Below are 16,764 nucleotides of genomic sequence, written 5' to 3'. Positions count from 1 at the left end.
TTTATTCTTCAAAAAATGCTTGCCCTACTGTGTAATCATCAGATAAGACCATAATACCTTTTTCTTGTGGTGCGTTTGGTAAGTCTAACTCTTTCATTGAACATATCATGCCGCTTGATGCAACGCCTCTTAATTCAGCCTCTTTAATGACCATACCGCTAGGCATAACAGCTCCAACTTTCGCTACAACAACCTTTTGTCCTGCTTCAATATTAGCTGCACCACAAACAATTTGTAATTTTTCAGTAGCAACATCAACGCTCAATACACTTAATTTATCAGCATCTGGATGCTTTTCTTTTGTCTCAACATAACCTACTACAAATTTAGGTGAAAAATCTGAATCTAACTTATAAGTGAATCCAGCTTCTTCAATAGCAGTTTGTAATTCATTTGCTAAAGTTTCATTTAATTTAACGTGGCCGTTGCCATCTATAGATGATTTTTGTGAAGCATTAAATATATTGAAACCTACAACTTTATTTTCATGTTGTATTTCGACGACATCACCTTTATATTCATAGTTAAATTCACCGTTAGCAGGTTCTATTTGTAAAAATGCTACATCCCCTACTGCTTGTTTATTATAAAAAAGATTCATTAAAATTTACTCCTTACTTCTTATCTTTATTTTCGTATTGTTTTCTTGTCGCTTCTAATCTTTGGATTACATTTGGATCTCTTTTTTGTTTATTATTTTTACCTAAAATGAAAATAGGTTCAAAATGGCCTTTATCATATCCTAAAGATAGTGAAGTAATTGGCACTAAACCATTTGTGAAAAATTCCATAGTTAAATGTGCCATCACATCATAACCTGTTTTATTTCTTATATCAGCTATGATTAATACATCCTGATGTGGCACCGCTACTAACATTTCACCTTCGCATTGTTCTTGTATATTATTTAAAAATGAAGTATTTAATACTCTACTAGCATCATAACCATCATTGGTATTAACAAAATAGAATATATTACCTTTTACTTCATCAGTCGTATATTTATTTTCTAATTTTCTTACGTTAAATAACGCCATCTCTTTTAATTGTTGTTTAGTGAGATTCATTTGTTCTAGTGTTGTTTCATCAATTAGACGATAAGACTTTCCTAAATCCATCGCATAATATATATTAGTTTCCGCAGTATGTTCATCTATAACAAATGCATTGCCGCTTTTGTCCTTCTTATCAAAGCTTGGCGATCTTAATACTGGCATTACTTTAATGTCATCAATATTAGATAATGTAGCGTCATTCATTTGTGCTACAGCTTCCTCCACATAATAGACAATTTCATCAACTATTTTTTCTTTTTGAGATTTATATTTAGCTACAATCGGAGAGAGTTTAACAGTAACACCTTTATCATTATCTAATCTAGATATACGTAATGTTTCATCGTCACGATTAAAACTAAATTTAACGTCTAGATGGTTCAATCGATCTTTTAATTTATCTCTCATTTGAAAGACATTCATGTTTAACACTCCTATTAACGTGCCTTGTTCTAGTTTACAATAAAAGTACCCTTAGGAACAGAAAAAATGTAAGTTCTAAGGGTATATATTTTTATAAATTGATCTGGTTTTCTCTACGAAATGACTCGGCTCATAGCGAAGATAAAAATGCATCAATTTGTTCAATTGATTTGCGCTCTTTACCAATATAGCTACCAATTTGTTGACCAGCACTAAATACAAGAAAACTTGGTATACCCATGATGCCATGCTCAACGCATAAATCAATAAATTTGTCTCTATCTACTGATACAAATTTATATTCAGTGAATTTTTCTTCGATTTGAGGGAGTTCTGGTTCAATAATTTTACAGTCTGGGCACCAGTCTGCAGTAAATAAAAATACAGTTTTTTCATTTTTTAACTGTTCGAATTGTTGTTCACTTTCTAAACGCTTCATCATACCACTCCTATGTTATTTATATTGTAATATTTTAATCTCTTCTTGGTTTAGGTGCGTTATACTCTCCAATAATAATTTTCTTGCAGCTTCATAATCTCTAATATCAAACACTGCATTTGTACTATGGATGTATCGTGCACAAACACCAATGACTGCTGTAGGAATACCGATTTTAGCTTTGTGAATTTCTCCACCGTCTGTTCCGCCTGGCGAAACATAATATTGGTGAGCTATACCAAATTCTTTAGCAAGCGAAAGTAAATAATCTCTAAATGCTGGTTTTAGTAACATTGTGCCATCTTTAATTCTAATTAAAGTGCCTTCCCCTAATTCACCTGACAAGTTTTGCTTGCCTTTCATATCGTTTGCTGGAGAACAATCGACAACAAAGGCTACATCAGGATCAATGAGTTCGGCAGAAGCGCTTGCGCCTCGTAGTCCTACTTCCTCTTGTACGTTAGCACCGACATACAAATCAAAATCCAATTCTACATCTTTTAGTAATTCTAATAATTCGATACCAATTAAACAACCATAACGATTATCCCAAGCTTTACTTACATATCGGAATTCAGATAATTGCGTGAAAGTAGTATCAGGTACAATACTATCACCAATCTCAATACCTCGTTGCGCTACTTCCTCCCTATTTTGTGATCCAATATCTAACAACAAATCTTCAATTTTAGGAGCACCTTCATTACCTGATCTAAAGTGCTTAGGTATATTTGCAACAACACCACTGATTTCTTCACCTTGACGTGACTTTACTTTAAGCCTTTGGCCTTGCCATATATCATTGGCGACGCCACCTAAGTTTGTAAACTGTAGCATACCGTTGCTTGTTACATTCGTCACCATAAAACCAATTTCGTCCATGTGAGCAGCGACCATAATACGTTTAGCATCAGGTTTTTTCGAGCGTTTCACACCGTAAAAGCCGCCCATACGATTATAAATAAATTCATCTACAAAAGGCGCCATTTCAGATTCCATATATGATTTTACATCACCTTCAAAACCAGGCGCACCATGTAATTCTGTTAATATTTTCATTCTTGTTACTGTTTTATTATTGTTTATATCCAACGTGTCTCACTCCTTAAGATTTATTATATCATCTTCATTATGGTAAACTAGAAATATGACTTTATTGGGGGTAGATTGTGTTATGTTGAATAAAAAAAATAGATTCATCATCTTATTTATCATGCTGACAACTATTGTCGGATCTATTTATTTTTATACTCGCCGCAAGCATCAACAATATCAAGATCCAGAAAAAATCATTTCTGAAGTTAGAACCTATTTTATGAATGTTATAGGTTCATACATATTGCATGAACCAATTACTTATAAAGACACAAGTAATACTACGCTTGCTTACCAAGGTGGTATTACTACCCAAAACAATGGGGCACTTACTTCATATGATTTTTTTGTCGATGCAAATAGTGGAGAAATCATTAATATTATTGAATGTGAATGATAGAAGGTTAAAGTTATGAACGTAAAATGTATATAGTATGAGCATAAGCTTCATCTATGAGATGTGAGCTAAGATTGCTTCATATCGTAAAAACTATATACATATTTGAAGTCGAAGAATTAAAACAGATTATGCTCAAGAAATATACACGTATATATCTTAATTCATGTTTTAACTCCGAAGCTTAAATTCATAACTTTAACCTTTTTAATTTCTAGAAATAAATGTTTCAATTTCTGTCATACTCTGTTTATCAAATTTCACTGCAAAATAATTCACATCATGATAATACAAGAACCAGTAATCATTTAAAATATAATTGGGAATTAAGCGTTCTTTCTCTCTTATTGACTGCATAGGATAGTCATCATAAGCAGTTACCCACAACGGGTTTCTATGAGCAATTGTCGGGAATATATCTCCCATGTGAATAGCTTTTTCGCCTTTACTCTCTATCGTAATAATAGAATGACCAAAGCTATGTCCCCCAGTATGCATGATGTGAATACCTGGTAAAACTTCCATTTCTTCATCAAATAGTAATAATTTTTGTTGGAAATCACCGTTATTCTTCGTCCAATAAGTTGATTTACTTCTCAAGTTTGGACTTTGAAATTCATGCCACTCGTCTTGCTGAATGATATGGATAGCATTTTCAAAAACCGCATGTCCTTCATCATCAGTTAAACCTGCAGCATGGTCAAAATGCATATGTGTCATTAACACATAATCAATATCCTTTGTTGTCATATCCAATGCTTCTAAATCATCATTAATATGGCTTTCGTATTCTGCACCAAAATTTCTACGTTCTTTATCTGTTAATTTACCAAAACCTATACCAGTATCTATAATGACATTTTTATCACCAGTTTGTATTAATATTGGATGTGTAGGTAAAGGAATTTGATTCTTATCATTCACTTCGTATTTTCTTGTCCATAAAGCTCGAGGTACAACACCAAACATTGCCCCTCCATCAATATTTGTTATACCTCCGTTTAAATAATGTACGCTAAAATCTCCTAATTTCATAAATTAATTCCTCCTCAGTATCCTATAAACCTTTGTTACTCATTATCTTTTATATTAATACAAACAAACTATTACGTAAAATAATGAACTGTCGAGCAAGATAAGCACTTTACGCTCATTATTTCATACAAAAATACGTTATAATGGCAAAAAAATTGATAAGGCTTTGCCCTATCAATTGGAATGATTTTATTAAATTAATGGAATTTTGCTTCCATCCGATAAATTCTAGAACCTTTATCAGAAAACTTTCTTTCATATTCTGTCTCTATGTTAGTTTCAACATCTTCTTGATGCAAATTCAAATTAATTTTGGTGAAATACATACCAAATTGCGACATACTTTCTAAACTATATGCAAATAGTCCTCGATTATCAGTTTTAAAATGAAGCTCTCCATCTTTTTTTAACACTTGTTTATACAAAGCTAAATAAGTATGATAAGTCAACCGACGTTTAGTATGTCTTTTCTTCGGCCATGGATCTGAAAAATTTAAATAGATGCGTGAAATTTCTTCATCCTTAAAATATTCATTAAGTTCTATCGCATCGTTACATATGAGTTTAATATTAGTTAAACCTTGATCTAATACTTTATCTAAAACTTTAACCATTACACTTTTTTCCCGTTCCATCGAGATAAAATTGATTTCAGGATATTGTGCAGCAAGCGTAGTTATAAACTGTCCCATTCCTGAACCTATTTCAATGTAAATCGGTTGATCATTATCAAACCAATCACTGATTTGCCCTGCATGACTACCGTCGAGATCCACTATATTCGGTTCTTTTTTTAAGTAGTCTTCAGCCCACGGCTTGTAACGCATTCTCATTTTGATAACTCCTTATATAAATGCATTGTTATTCATAACTTCATTTAAAAATTTAAGCCACATATTCATGTCTTTATAACGTTTCTGTTCCTCATACCACTGTACCATACCAATAGATTGTACGACGGTGTACCATTTCATACGCTTTTGTAAATCCATTGAATCTTTCGTACCATATACATTTAACCACTGAGGCCATTTCTTTTCTGGAACGTAATTGTATAGCAGCATACCTAAATCAATCGCTGGATCAGCAATCATCGCGCCTTCCCAATCAACTAGATATAATTCATCATGATCAGACAATAGCCAGTTGTTGTGATTAACATCACCATGAACTACTGTAAAGAAACGAGGATCCAAGTTAGGCATATGATCTTCAAGATAAGTTAAAGCTTTTCTAACAACATGATGCGTTAAAACTTCTCGTGATAAAGAAGCATTAATCTTGTTTAGTAGAATATCAGGAGTAATCGGCTCCATTTCCATACGTTTTAACATATTAAGTAATGTTTTAGAACTATGAATCTTTTTCAATAAATTGGCTACCCTTTGTTCATGCATTTCGTTGAAAGTAAGTTCTCTACCATTTTTCCAATGTTGCGCCGTTACCACTTCACCAGTTTCTATGCGTTTTGTCCACACTAATTTTGGTACAATACCTTCGGCTGATAATGCCGCAATAAATGGGTTTGAATTTCTTTTTAAGAATAACTTTTGCCCATCTTGTTCAGCCATATATGCCTCACCAGATGCACCGCCTGCTGAATCAAGCGTCCATCCCAATTGATAAAACTGCTCCAACACGTTCACCTCACTTTCAATTAGAAAATGGCTCAAGAAAACAGATTTCGAGAGCCATATATAATCATTTTCTATTACAATATTTTAAACTTCACCCCAAATTTATGTCGCCTCAAGTTTTATGACTGACACAATGTCCCATGTGGTTCAAGTTAAATTATTTAATAACAGTACTGAGTTTCAAATTATAGCAACTTTTACATCATACCATAAATCAATCTCCAACAGAGTACTATTTTAATATTTTTATATCTTTATTTCATGAATTTATTACGGTCAATTTCAAGACTCATAAAAGATTTTATAATGTTTGAGGTTGAATTTCAACCAAAAATGAGAAACAAAAAGATACATTTTACTTTCAATTTTATATTGAAATCTCTTAAACGGCTCAGTAAGCATTATAACATAATTTCAACGTAATTTATGTGACATTTTATATCCATTTATGGAAAATATTAACTATGTGTGTCAATGTATCTATTAAATCCTTCTTGCAATGATTTCGTAATACTACCTACTTCACCATCGCCTACATTTTCTCCATCCAATTTAACGACAGGCATGACTTCTATAGATGTACTAGACACAATGATTTCGTCTGCATTTTTTAAGAAATCCAATGTAAATACTTCTTCATTAAAAGGTATACCTTTATCTTCAGCAACTGATTTGATAACCATACGTGTTATACCATTTAATATATAATTATTTACTGGATGTGTATATATCTCACCATTTTTAATCGCATACACGTTACTAGAAGACCCTTCTGTGACGATATCACCACGGTGTTGAATTGCTTCTTGAGCGTTATATTTAGTTGCGTATTCTTTAGCTAATACATTTCCTAATAAATTCAAACTTTTAATATCACATCTTAACCAACGAATATCTTCAGTAGTAATAGCATTAATGCCTTCTTCAAGCAATTTGTATGGGCGATCATATGACTTCGTAAATGCCATGACATTTGCCTCTACTGATGGTGTAGGGAATGCATGATCACGTGGGGCAGCACCACGAGTTACCTGGATATAGACACCGCCATTAACGATGTTGTTTGCAGATAACAATTCCTGAATCAATTCCGTCAATTCGTCTACATTATATTTTAGTTCCAGACCGATTTCTTTAGCACTGCGTAGTAATCTTTCAAAATGTTCTTTAGCTGTAAAAACATTATTATCATAAACTCTTATATATTCATATATGCCATCGCCAAAGACATAACCTCTATCGTTATAAGGTACATTTGCATCTTGCTCGTCCACAAGTTTTTCATTTATTAGTACTTTTGTCATATTTATTCCTCCACACACAATTTATATAATGACTCCAAGTAAATGCTTGTCGCATTAAATAATTGTTTTTTAGTAATATACTCATTTTTTTGATGCATTAAGTCTTCAGAATCGCTGAACATAGCACCAAATGCAACGCCTTTATCTAAATTACGCGCATAAGTACCGCCACCAATAGTATATGGTTCAGTTTGATCCCCAGTTTGGTTTCTATACGCTTCTACTAAACTTTGTACAAATGGGTCATCTTTTTCCACATAATGTGGTGTTTGGTTCTTACCTAATTCAATTGAAAAACCTAATGGATTTATTTCACTCTTAAATCTAGTCAATGCTTCTTCAAATTCAAAGCCTTCTGGATATCTTAAATTGATACCAAATGATCCACCTTTTTGATTATCGTATGTTATTACACCTATATTAGTAGTAACGTCTCCCATTACATCTGTATGGAATTTCATCCCCATTTTTTCTCCAAAATGAGACTCAAATAAATATTTATTACTGAATTCAACAAAATTAGCTGCTGTCTTATCTAAATCTAAACTTGATAAGAAATTTAGTAAATATAAACCTGCATTTACGCCAATAGATGGATCCATACCATGGACTGCTTTACCATACACTTTAAGCACTAATACACCACTATCAACAACACTTTCACCATCAATTTGATTGTCATTTAAATATTGTTCAAAATTTTGAATAACGTCCGTCATATTTTCTTTAACCGCAACATGTGCTACTGCTTCGTCTGGCACCATATTATATCTTTCGCCAGATTTAAATGAACGTAATTCATATTCAGGTTCATCTTGATCTTCAGCTTTGTCATTTTGAATTACATCAAACGTGCTGATGCCTTTTTCTCCGTGAATAGCTGGGAATTCCGCATCCGGAGCGAAACCTAACACTGGCATTTCTTCTGTTTCGAAATAACGATCTGTACATTTCCAATCTGACTCTTCATCCGTACCAATGATGATATGTATACGTTTCTTCCAATTTACATTCATTTCATTTAAAATTTTGACTGCATAATAAGCCGCAATTGTTGGGCCTTTGTCATCCAAAGTACCGCGAGCTACAATTTTATCATCTGTAACTAATGGATTGAATGGATCCGAGTCCCATCCATCACCAGCAGGAACAACATCTACGTGGCATAAGATACCAAAAAGATCTTCACCTTCACCCGCTTCAATTCGTCCGGCAATATGATCAACATCATGTATTCCCAATCCATCACGTTCTGCAAGTTGGTACATGTAATCTAGGGCTTTACGTGGTCCTGGTCCAACAGGGTTCTCTGAAGATGCCTTATCATCTTCTCTTACACTTTCGATAGATAAAAGTCCTTTCAAGTCCTCAATAATTTGACCTTCATACGCTTTTACTTTATCTCTCCACATTTGCAATCAACTTCCTTCTTATAACTAATATATTTAATATTTTACATGAACTAGAGAAGAAACTACAGTGAGATGTGTCTAATAATTCAAAAAATTAACTGTTATGATTTGTATTAAAACAGTTTAATCGCTATACATTACTATATAAAATACCTGTATTAATATAGTAAAAGAGCAAGATAGAAATTAAATTTTGATTTCTATCTCGCTCCTATGACTTACTAAACATTTAATTAACATATGATAAATGCATTAAGTTAAACAATAGCTAATGTGAATAATTCACTTTAATTACACACATAGATAACACTGTTCATACCTAACCATACATATATATTTTAAATTCTATTTTTCATCATGTTTGTTACTGTTATTTTTTAATTCTTCTTCTGTTACAACACGTAGGTTGTTTGACGGATCAGCAGCACCTTCATCAGTAAATCTCGCTTCTTCAATATGTTCTTCTTCATTTTCGCTAACATTTTTAAAGCGATCTTTTTGTTCGTTGATAAATCCTTTAGGATCTTGCTTAACTTTTGAAGCATAACCCTTTGGATCTTGTTTTACTTCATTATATGTTTCTCCAGCTTTAGAACTTATTTGACTTGCGATGTCTTTTGCATTTTGTTTATAAGATTCTGGGTTAGATTTATATTTACTATACTCATCTTTCAATTTATCTCTATTTTCTTTTTTAGAGAGAACAACGGCTGCGGCTGCTCCACCGATGCCTACAATTGCTTTAAATAATTTTGACATAATAACTACACCTCTTCTTTATTTTAATCCTAAACTTTTAAAATCTTGCTGATTTAATTGACGATATTCTCCTGGTGCCAATGTTAAATCAAGATGAAGGTCGCCAATGCTAATACGTTTCAATTCTAAAACTTCATTATTTATCGCATGAAACATACGCTTAACTTGATGATAACGTCCTTCATGAATCGTAACAAATGATTTATACATTTCATCACTTTTCACTAATTCCGCTGGTTTTGCTAATCCCTCATTTAATTCAATACCCACTTTAAATGCATTTATATCATTTTTTGTAATATTTTTTTCAGAAACCACTTCATATGTTTTAGGAACATGCTTTGCTGGACTCATTAAATCGTGGTTGAATTGGCCATCGTTAGTAATTAGTAATAAACCTTCTGTATCTTTATCTAAACGTCCCACCGGAAAAATATTTAAATATTTATATTCATCGACCAAATCAATAACAGTTTGTTGGTTGTCATCTTCAGTTGCTGAAATATAACCCTTAGGTTTGTTTAACATTAGATATACTTTATCGATATATTGGATGCGTGTATCATTCACTTTTACAATATCAATATCTGTATTTAATTGCCTTTTTGGTGATGTTTCTACATTATCATTCACAGTTACTTGTTTCTTTTTTAATAATTGCTTAACTTCAGTACGTGTACCTACACCCATATTTGCTAAAAACTTATCTAATCTCATTTAATAATCCCTAATTTACGTCTAAGTTTATTTGGTATTTCACCTAAAAATTGATCGGCTAATTTTGTCTTCATCGTGATACCTCCGTAAACAATCATGCCAATGACTACACTTATAATTAAAATAGTTAATGAACCTATTTTAGATTCTGGTGAAATCAGCATTTGTAATATAAATGAAGATAATTCAACGATAATCATCATGATTAAACCATATAGGAATATTTTACCAAAGTGTAACCATGTCTCTGAAAAATCAAATTTTGCATATTTTTTAAGTATATAAAAATTACATAAAACAGCAAACAGTAGCGCAATCGCTGTACTTAAAATCGCTCCAGCTGTATGGAAAGCCATAATGAGAGGTGTGTTGAGTATAACTTTTAAAACAACTGCTGATAAAATTACAAATACAGTCAGTTTTTGCTTGTCTATACCTTGTAGCATGGATGCTGTCACACTTAACAATCCAATTAAAATAGCAACTGGTGCATAATAGAATAGTAGCTGACTTCCATCAACATTATAACTATAGAACACAGTATATAACGGTAATGCTAAAGCCATAATTCCTAAACTTGCTGGTACTGTGATATACATCAATACACCTAAAGAAGTTCTAATTTGTCTATGCATTTCACTTAACTCACCAGATTCGTATGTTTTTGTAATAAATGGAATTAAACTTACTGCAAAACCGGCTGATAGTGACGTTGGAATCATCACTATTTTATTAGTTGTCATATTTAAAATAGTAAAGAAATAGTCATGTAATCGGCTCGGTACACCTGCTAAATCCAAAGCACCATTATGTGTAAATTGGTCAACTAAATTAAATAATGGGAAATTCAAGCTAACAATAACAAATGGAATACTATACGAAATAATTTCTTTATACATTTTTCCATATGAAACGCTTATGCCCGAAACATCTGTTGCAACCATTTTTTCAATATTAGGTTTCCTTTTTCTCCAGTAGTACCACAATGTAAAGATACCCGCTACGGCACCTATTGCTGCAGCAAACGTTGCAACACCATTTGCCTGTAATACACTACCGTTAAAGACATTAAGCACTAAATAACTTCCAATTAGAATAAATAAGATACGTGCAATTTGTTCTATAACTTCTGATACTGCTGTTGGGCCCATTGATTTATAACCTTGGAACACACCACGCCATGTAGCGAGTAAGGGAATAAATATGACGACCATACTGATAATTCTAATAATCCATGTAATGTCATCGACTGACCATCCACCTTTAGCTCCTGATTCCTGAGCTAATGTGATGCTTGCTATACTTGGTGCTAATAAATATAAAATGAAAAATCCTATAAATCCTGTAATGGTCATAACAATAAAACTGGATTTATATAATTTTTCACTTACTTTATATGCACCTAAAGCATTATACTTAGACACATATTTCGACGCCGCTAACGGTACACCAGCAGTTGCAATAGCAATTGCTATATTATAAGGCGTATATGCATAGTTAAAAGGTGCCAATTTTTCTTCTCCACCAATAATGGCGTAGAATGGAATGATATATATTACACCCAGTACTTTAGTAATCAATATACTAAGGGTGATTAAAAAGGTACCCCTAACTAATTCTTTACTTTCACTCATTCAGATCTTCCTATCTCAAATTAAATTTTTACACTCGTAACTTCAATAATAACGTTATAACCACTTTTTTTCAAAACTATATTACTATAAACTATAAAATAACACTATTTAGTAAAGGGAGGCAATGAAATGTATCAAACAATTATCATCGGCGGTGGTCCAAGTGGGCTTATGGCAGCTGCTGCAGCGAGCAAATTAAGCAATAGTGTTTTATTAATTGAAAAGAAAAAAGGACTAGGCCGCAAATTAAAAATTTCTGGTGGTGGTCGTTGCAATGTAACCAATCGTCTTCCTTATGATGAAATTATAAAAAACATTCCTGGTAATGGAAAGTTTTTATATAGTCCTTTCTCAGTTTTTGACAATGAATCAATTATTCATTTCTTTGAATCTAGAGGCGTATCTTTAAAAGAAGAAGACCATGGACGTATGTTTCCAGTTTCTAATAAAGCTCAAGATGTCGTGGATGCACTTATTCACACTTTGCAACAAAATAAAGTAGAAGTTAAAGAAGAAGCCACTGTTGCTTCAATTTCATACAACGATAATCAAACTTTCCAAGTGTCGCTTAACGATCAACAATCTTTTGAAAGCCAAAGTTTAGTCATTGCAACTGGTGGTACAAGTGTGCCTCAAACCGGTTCTACTGGAGATGGTTATAGATTTGCTGAACAATTAGGACATTCCATTACTGAATTATTTCCTACTGAAGTACCGATTACTTCTGTTGAGTCTTTCATTAAGAACAAACGACTAAAAGGATTGAGTTTAAAAGATGTAGCACTTTCAGTATTAAAAAAGAATGGAAAAACAAGAATCACACACCAAATGGATATGTTATTTACACATTTTGGCATTAGTGGCCCTGCTGCATTAAGGTGCAGCCAATTCGTTTATAAAGAACAAAAAAATCAAAAACGACAAGAGATACAAATGCAAATTGATGCTTTTCCAGAATTAACAAAAAATGAATTAGAACTAAAAATTCTTGATTTGCTTGAAAACACACCAGACAAGTACATCAAGAACAGTTTACACGGTTTAATTGAAGAGCGTTATTTATTATTTATTATCGAACAGGCGGAGATTCCTGATGATTTGACTGCACATCACATTTCCAATGCGCAAATCAATAATATTGTAGCATTATTAAAAGGGTTTACTTTTTACGTCAATGGCACTTTATCTATCGAAAAAGCTTTCGTAACCGGTGGTGGTGTCTCACTAAAGGAAATACAACCTAAAACAATGATGTCCAAAATTGTCCCGGGCTTATTTTTATGTGGCGAAGTGTTAGACATCCATGGTTATACTGGTGGATATAACATTACTAGTGCATTGGTTACCGGACATGTTGCTGGTACTAATGCAAGTGAGTTCATTTCCACCACTCAAACACTTTAACTTTAAATATTGAAGGAAAGATTAAATTCGCGATAATACAACGAATGTATTAAACGTCCTCAAATTATAGAATCTATAACCTTTTTATAAACACTTAAACAGTCCATTTTACATACATTTATGTTTGGGCTATTTTTTTATAAGCAATTCGTACTACCTACAAATTCTAAGCTATTATATCTCAATCGTTCAAAGTTAGAATATCTTCCAAAAGTTCACATAAAAAAAGTGCTTCAAAGTAGGCACTTTTTTATGCGACTGCTTTGAAACACTGATAAATTAAATTCAGTACATGTATATCATAATTCTACAATGAGAAACATGCGATTATTCATTTTATTTTTTTGTAAAAATTAAACACTTTTCAATTCTAAACCTTGGTCTCCCCAAGCATCCATACCACCTTCAACATTCACTGCATTAATGCCGTTTTGTTCAAGATATTGAACAACTTGTGCACTTCTGCCACCAACTTTACAGATGATATAATAAGTATCATTTTCATTAAATTGGTTAAGGTTTTCTGGTATTTCATTCATTGGAATTGTTTTTGCACCAGGAATAATACCCATCGCTGTTTCTTCATTAGTTCTAACATCAACGATATTAACAGGATTAGCATCTAAAATTTCACTTTTTAATTCATCAATTGTAATAGATTCCATTATTAATTCCTCCGATTTATTATTTAGCTACGATATTAACAAGTTTTTTAGGAACTGCGATAACCTTCTTAATGTCCTTACCAGCAATTTCAGATTTAACATTTTCATTGCCTAGGGCAGCTTCTTCCATTGCTTCTTTGGAGATGTCTTTAGGCATATTAACCTTAGCACGCACTTTTCCATTCACCTGAATTACAATCTCGATTTCATCATCAACTAATAATGATTCATCATAAGACGGCCATGGTTGATAAGTGATTGTTTCTTCATGTCCTAAACGAGCCCACAATTCTTCTGAAATATGTGGCGCAATAGGTGCCAACATTTTAATAAAGCCTTCAATATATGGTTTATAAATCTCATCAGCTTTATAACAATCGTTGATAAACACCATCAATTGACTAATCGCAGTGTTAAAGTTTAATGAATTATAATCTTCTGTAACTTTTTTCACAGTTTGATGATAACTCTTATCTAATGCTTTGCTATTAGTATTTACCACTTTATTAGAAATTAAATCATCTTCTGTAACTAGTAAACGCCAAATTCTATCTAAGAAACGTCTTGAACCATCTAAGCCGTTTTCACTCCATGCAATCGCCGCATCAAGTGGACCCATGAACATCTCGTATAAACGTAATGTGTCTGCTCCATGTGATTGAACAATATCATCTGGGTTAATTACGTTACCTTTAGATTTGCTCATTTTTTCATTTCCTTCACCTAAAATCATACCTTGGTTATATAATTTTTGGAATGGCTCTTTTGTAGGTACAACACCTAAATCAAATAATACTTTATGCCAAAATCTAGCATATAATAAATGGAGAACTGCGTGCTCTACGCCACCAATATATAAATCTACTGGCAACCAATGTTTCAATTTTTCTGGATCAGCAAGCATTTTATCATTATTTGGATCTATATATCTTAGATAATACCAACAACTACCAGCCCATTGTGGCATTGTATTTGTTTCACGACGACCTTTCATGCCTGTAGCTTCATCGACAACATTTACAAATTCATCAATGTTAGCAAGAGGTGATTCTCCAGTTCCTGAAGGTTTAATTTCATCTGTTTCAGGTAGTAACAATGGTAGTTCATCTTCTGGTACAGTTGTCATTGAACCATCTTCCCAATGTATAACTGGTATTGGTTCACCCCAGTATCTTTGACGACTAAACAACCAGTCTCTAAGTTTGTAATTTACCTTTCTACTACCAGCACTTTTATTTTCTAATAATTCAACTGCTTTTTCGATTGCAGCTTCATTATATAAGCCATTTAACTCCCCAGAGTTAATGTGAGGACCATCACCTGTAAATGCTTCTTGAGTCATGTCCCCACCTTCGATGACTTCAATTATAGGTAGATCAAAGGCTTTCGCAAACTCATAATCTCGTTGATCACCACTTGGAACTGCCATTACAGCACCTGTACCATAAGTAGATAACACATAGTCAGCTATCCAAATAGGAACTTCTTCTCCAGACAATGGGTTGATTGCATAAGCACCTGTAAATACACCTGATTTTTCTTTGGCTAAACCAGTACGCTCTAAGTCAGATTTTTTAGCCGCTTCTTTTTGATAAGCTTCTATAGCTTCACGTTTATCTTCAGTGGTAATTTTATTTACTAGCTCATGTTCAGGGCTTAAAACTAAGAAGGAAGCACCATAAATTGTGTCTGCACGTGTTGTAAAAACTTCTATTTCTTCATTCAGGTTAGCAACTTCAAAGGTAACCGAGGCACCTTCTGAACGACCAATCCAATTACGTTGCATATCTTTTAATGATTCTGGCCAGTCTAAGTCATCTAAATCTTCTAATAATCTATCTGCATATTCAGTGATTTTTAATACCCATTGCTTCATAGGTCTTCTATAAACAGGATGGCCACCTCGTTCAGACACACCATCTACCACTTCTTCATTTGAAAGAACTGTGCCTAAAGCCGGACACCAATTTACTGCCACTTCATCTACATATGCTAATCCTTTATTATAAAGTTGAATAAAAATCCATTGTGTCCATTTGTAATATTCAGGATCTGTTGTATTTACTTCTCTATCCCAATCATAACTAAAACCTAGTTCTTTGATTTGACGCTTGAACGTTTGAATATTTTCTTTAGTAAATTCGCGAGGATCATTACCAGTATCTAGCGCATATTGTTCTGCAGGCAAACCAAATGCATCCCAACCCATTGGGTGTAAGACGTTATAACCTTGCATACGTTTATAACGAGAGATGATATCCGTCGCTGTATAACCTTCAGGGTGTCCTACATGTAGTCCTGCACCAGAAGGATAAGGAAACATATCTAAAGCGTAGAATTTCTTTTGTCCTAAATTATCGCTTGTTTTAAATGTTTTATATTCTTCCCAGTAATCCTGCCATTTTTTCTCGATTTCATTATGATTGTAATTCACTACTTCTCCTCCTATTTAATAAAAAGACACCTCAAACTATTATTGAATTACATAGGGACGATTTTCACCGTGGTACCACCCAACTTCACATGATCTGTGCACTCATTTTAATAAAATAGTAAGAGATGTCATCATTTATCTATAAGTCCTGGTAAGTTCACTTGTAGTTTAACGCTAGGTTCCACCAACCCTAGCTCTCTGTAGATAAATCTTAAAGCTACTACTCCATATACATTACTAATCATATTTGAAAAAGACTTTTATTTCAAGAGTAAAACTAAAGAACCACTTCTCTATAGAATCACTTCTCAATTTATTGAGTTAGTGATTCTTACACATGAGCTTTAGCTCAGG

At 33.0% G+C, this 16,764-nt stretch carries 16 protein-coding genes; 2 read left to right on the top strand and 14 right to left on the bottom strand.

All coding sequences use genetic code 11. The annotated features are described in order from the left end of the window. Position 1: 1 nt before the first annotated feature. The 4 genes from ytpR to LG295_RS06010 all read right to left on the bottom strand — a co-directional run bounded on the left by ytpR (position 2) and on the right by LG295_RS06010 (position 3,009). Entirely contained in the window at positions 2–601 is a 600-nt protein-coding gene (gene ytpR / locus LG295_RS06025) for a YtpR family tRNA-binding protein (RefSeq protein WP_345965209.1), read from the bottom strand. Between the two features lie 13 nt (positions 602–614). Further along, a complete protein-coding gene (locus LG295_RS06020) occupies positions 615–1,478 on the bottom strand; it encodes a DUF1444 domain-containing protein (protein ID WP_107531161.1) in 864 nt (287 codons plus the stop codon). Between the two features lie 130 nt (positions 1,479–1,608). Continuing rightward, complete coding sequence (locus LG295_RS06015) at positions 1,609–1,917, bottom strand: thioredoxin family protein (RefSeq protein ID WP_345965210.1); 309 nt, start codon at positions 1,915–1,917, stop codon at positions 1,609–1,611. Between the two features lie 15 nt (positions 1,918–1,932). Then, positions 1,933–3,009, bottom strand: coding sequence for a M42 family metallopeptidase (locus tag LG295_RS06010; protein ID WP_404476696.1), 1,077 nt, complete (start codon positions 3,007–3,009; stop codon positions 1,933–1,935). An 82-nt stretch (positions 3,010–3,091) separates the two neighbouring features. Here LG295_RS06010 and LG295_RS06005 point away from each other — a divergent pair, with 82 nt between their 5' ends. After that, on the top strand, positions 3,092–3,409 hold the full coding sequence (locus tag LG295_RS06005) for a PepSY domain-containing protein (protein WP_107531158.1): 318 nt from the start codon (positions 3,092–3,094) through the stop codon (positions 3,407–3,409). A gap of 207 nt (positions 3,410–3,616) precedes the next feature. Here the strand turns inward: LG295_RS06005 and LG295_RS06000 are convergent, their stop codons facing one another. The 8 genes from LG295_RS06000 to LG295_RS05965 all read right to left on the bottom strand — a co-directional run bounded on the left by LG295_RS06000 (position 3,617) and on the right by LG295_RS05965 (position 11,907). Beyond that, positions 3,617–4,444 carry an MBL fold metallo-hydrolase gene (locus tag LG295_RS06000; protein WP_318832793.1) on the bottom strand — a complete coding sequence of 276 codons (828 nt, stop codon included), beginning with the start codon at positions 4,442–4,444 and terminating at the stop codon, positions 3,617–3,619. A gap of 197 nt (positions 4,445–4,641) precedes the next feature. After that, the gene (gene trmB, locus LG295_RS05995) at positions 4,642–5,277 is read right to left on the bottom strand and encodes a tRNA (guanosine(46)-N7)-methyltransferase TrmB (RefSeq protein ID WP_107531156.1); all 636 of its coding nucleotides are present in this window, start codon (positions 5,275–5,277) and stop codon (positions 4,642–4,644) included. 12 nt (positions 5,278–5,289) lie between these two features. Next, complete coding sequence (locus LG295_RS05990) at positions 5,290–6,081, bottom strand: phosphotransferase family protein (protein ID WP_029377015.1); 792 nt, start codon at positions 6,079–6,081, stop codon at positions 5,290–5,292. Positions 6,082–6,539: 458 nt separating this feature from the next. Further along, positions 6,540–7,385, bottom strand: a complete 846-nt coding sequence (gene dat / locus LG295_RS05985) for a D-amino-acid transaminase (RefSeq protein WP_107531155.1) — start codon at positions 7,383–7,385, stop codon at positions 6,540–6,542. Between the two features lie 2 nt (positions 7,386–7,387). Then, positions 7,388–8,797: a dipeptidase PepV gene (pepV, locus tag LG295_RS05980; RefSeq protein ID WP_107558515.1), complete on the bottom strand. Its 1,410-nt coding sequence runs from the start codon at positions 8,795–8,797 to the stop codon at positions 7,388–7,390. Between the two features lie 345 nt (positions 8,798–9,142). Further along, a complete protein-coding gene (locus tag LG295_RS05975) occupies positions 9,143–9,556 on the bottom strand; it encodes a YtxH domain-containing protein (protein WP_107531153.1) in 414 nt (137 codons plus the stop codon). A gap of 18 nt (positions 9,557–9,574) precedes the next feature. After that, positions 9,575–10,273: a pseudouridine synthase gene (locus tag LG295_RS05970; protein WP_107558516.1), complete on the bottom strand. Its 699-nt coding sequence runs from the start codon at positions 10,271–10,273 to the stop codon at positions 9,575–9,577. Beyond that, complete coding sequence (locus LG295_RS05965; protein WP_107558517.1) at positions 10,270–11,907, bottom strand: polysaccharide biosynthesis protein; 1,638 nt, start codon at positions 11,905–11,907, stop codon at positions 10,270–10,272. The genes LG295_RS05970 and LG295_RS05965 overlap by 4 nt, the downstream gene beginning before the upstream one ends. A 129-nt stretch (positions 11,908–12,036) precedes the next feature. Between LG295_RS05965 and LG295_RS05960 the strand changes: the two genes are divergently transcribed. Then, on the top strand, positions 12,037–13,311 hold the full coding sequence (locus LG295_RS05960) for an NAD(P)/FAD-dependent oxidoreductase (protein WP_318832792.1): 1,275 nt from the start codon (positions 12,037–12,039) through the stop codon (positions 13,309–13,311). A gap of 353 nt (positions 13,312–13,664) precedes the next feature. Here the strand turns inward: LG295_RS05960 and LG295_RS05955 are convergent, their stop codons facing one another. Both LG295_RS05955 and leuS read right to left on the bottom strand, forming a co-directional pair. Next, positions 13,665–13,976: a rhodanese-like domain-containing protein gene (locus LG295_RS05955; RefSeq protein WP_318832791.1), complete on the bottom strand. Its 312-nt coding sequence runs from the start codon at positions 13,974–13,976 to the stop codon at positions 13,665–13,667. A gap of 19 nt (positions 13,977–13,995) precedes the next feature. After that, positions 13,996–16,410, bottom strand: a complete 2,415-nt coding sequence (leuS, locus tag LG295_RS05950; RefSeq protein WP_107531148.1) for a leucine--tRNA ligase — start codon at positions 16,408–16,410, stop codon at positions 13,996–13,998. Positions 16,411–16,764 lie beyond the last annotated feature (354 nt).

This window comes from Staphylococcus pseudoxylosus (genome assembly GCF_044794325.1).
Taxonomy (GTDB): domain Bacteria; phylum Bacillota; class Bacilli; order Staphylococcales; family Staphylococcaceae; genus Staphylococcus; species Staphylococcus pseudoxylosus.
This window is presented reverse-complemented; position numbering and strand designations above follow the sequence as displayed.

Excerpts from the sequence above, each read along its gene's own strand:
- ytpR (WP_345965209.1), bottom strand. The coding sequence starts at position 601 with ATGAATCTTTTTTATAATAAACAAGCAGTAGGGGATGTAGCATTTTTA.
- LG295_RS06020 (WP_107531161.1), bottom strand. The coding sequence starts at position 1,478 with ATGAATGTCTTTCAAATGAGAGATAAATTAAAAGATCGATTGAACCAT.
- LG295_RS06015 (WP_345965210.1), bottom strand. The coding sequence starts at position 1,917 with ATGAAGCGTTTAGAAAGTGAACAACAATTCGAACAGTTAAAAAATGAA.
- LG295_RS06005 (WP_107531158.1), top strand. The coding sequence starts at position 3,092 with ATGTTGAATAAAAAAAATAGATTCATCATCTTATTTATCATGCTGACA.
- LG295_RS06000 (WP_318832793.1), bottom strand. The coding sequence starts at position 4,444 with ATGAAATTAGGAGATTTTAGCGTACATTATTTAAACGGAGGTATAACA.
- trmB (WP_107531156.1), bottom strand. The coding sequence starts at position 5,277 with ATGAGAATGCGTTACAAGCCGTGGGCTGAAGACTACTTAAAAAAAGAA.
- dat (WP_107531155.1), bottom strand. The coding sequence starts at position 7,385 with ATGACAAAAGTACTAATAAATGAAAAACTTGTGGACGAGCAAGATGCA.
- pepV (WP_107558515.1), bottom strand. The coding sequence starts at position 8,797 with ATGTGGAGAGATAAAGTAAAAGCGTATGAAGGTCAAATTATTGAGGAC.
- LG295_RS05975 (WP_107531153.1), bottom strand. The coding sequence starts at position 9,556 with ATGTCAAAATTATTTAAAGCAATTGTAGGCATCGGTGGAGCAGCCGCA.
- LG295_RS05970 (WP_107558516.1), bottom strand. The coding sequence starts at position 10,273 with ATGAGATTAGATAAGTTTTTAGCAAATATGGGTGTAGGTACACGTACT.
- LG295_RS05965 (WP_107558517.1), bottom strand. The coding sequence starts at position 11,907 with ATGAGTGAAAGTAAAGAATTAGTTAGGGGTACCTTTTTAATCACCCTT.
- LG295_RS05960 (WP_318832792.1), top strand. The coding sequence starts at position 12,037 with ATGTATCAAACAATTATCATCGGCGGTGGTCCAAGTGGGCTTATGGCA.
- LG295_RS05955 (WP_318832791.1), bottom strand. The coding sequence starts at position 13,976 with ATGGAATCTATTACAATTGATGAATTAAAAAGTGAAATTTTAGATGCT.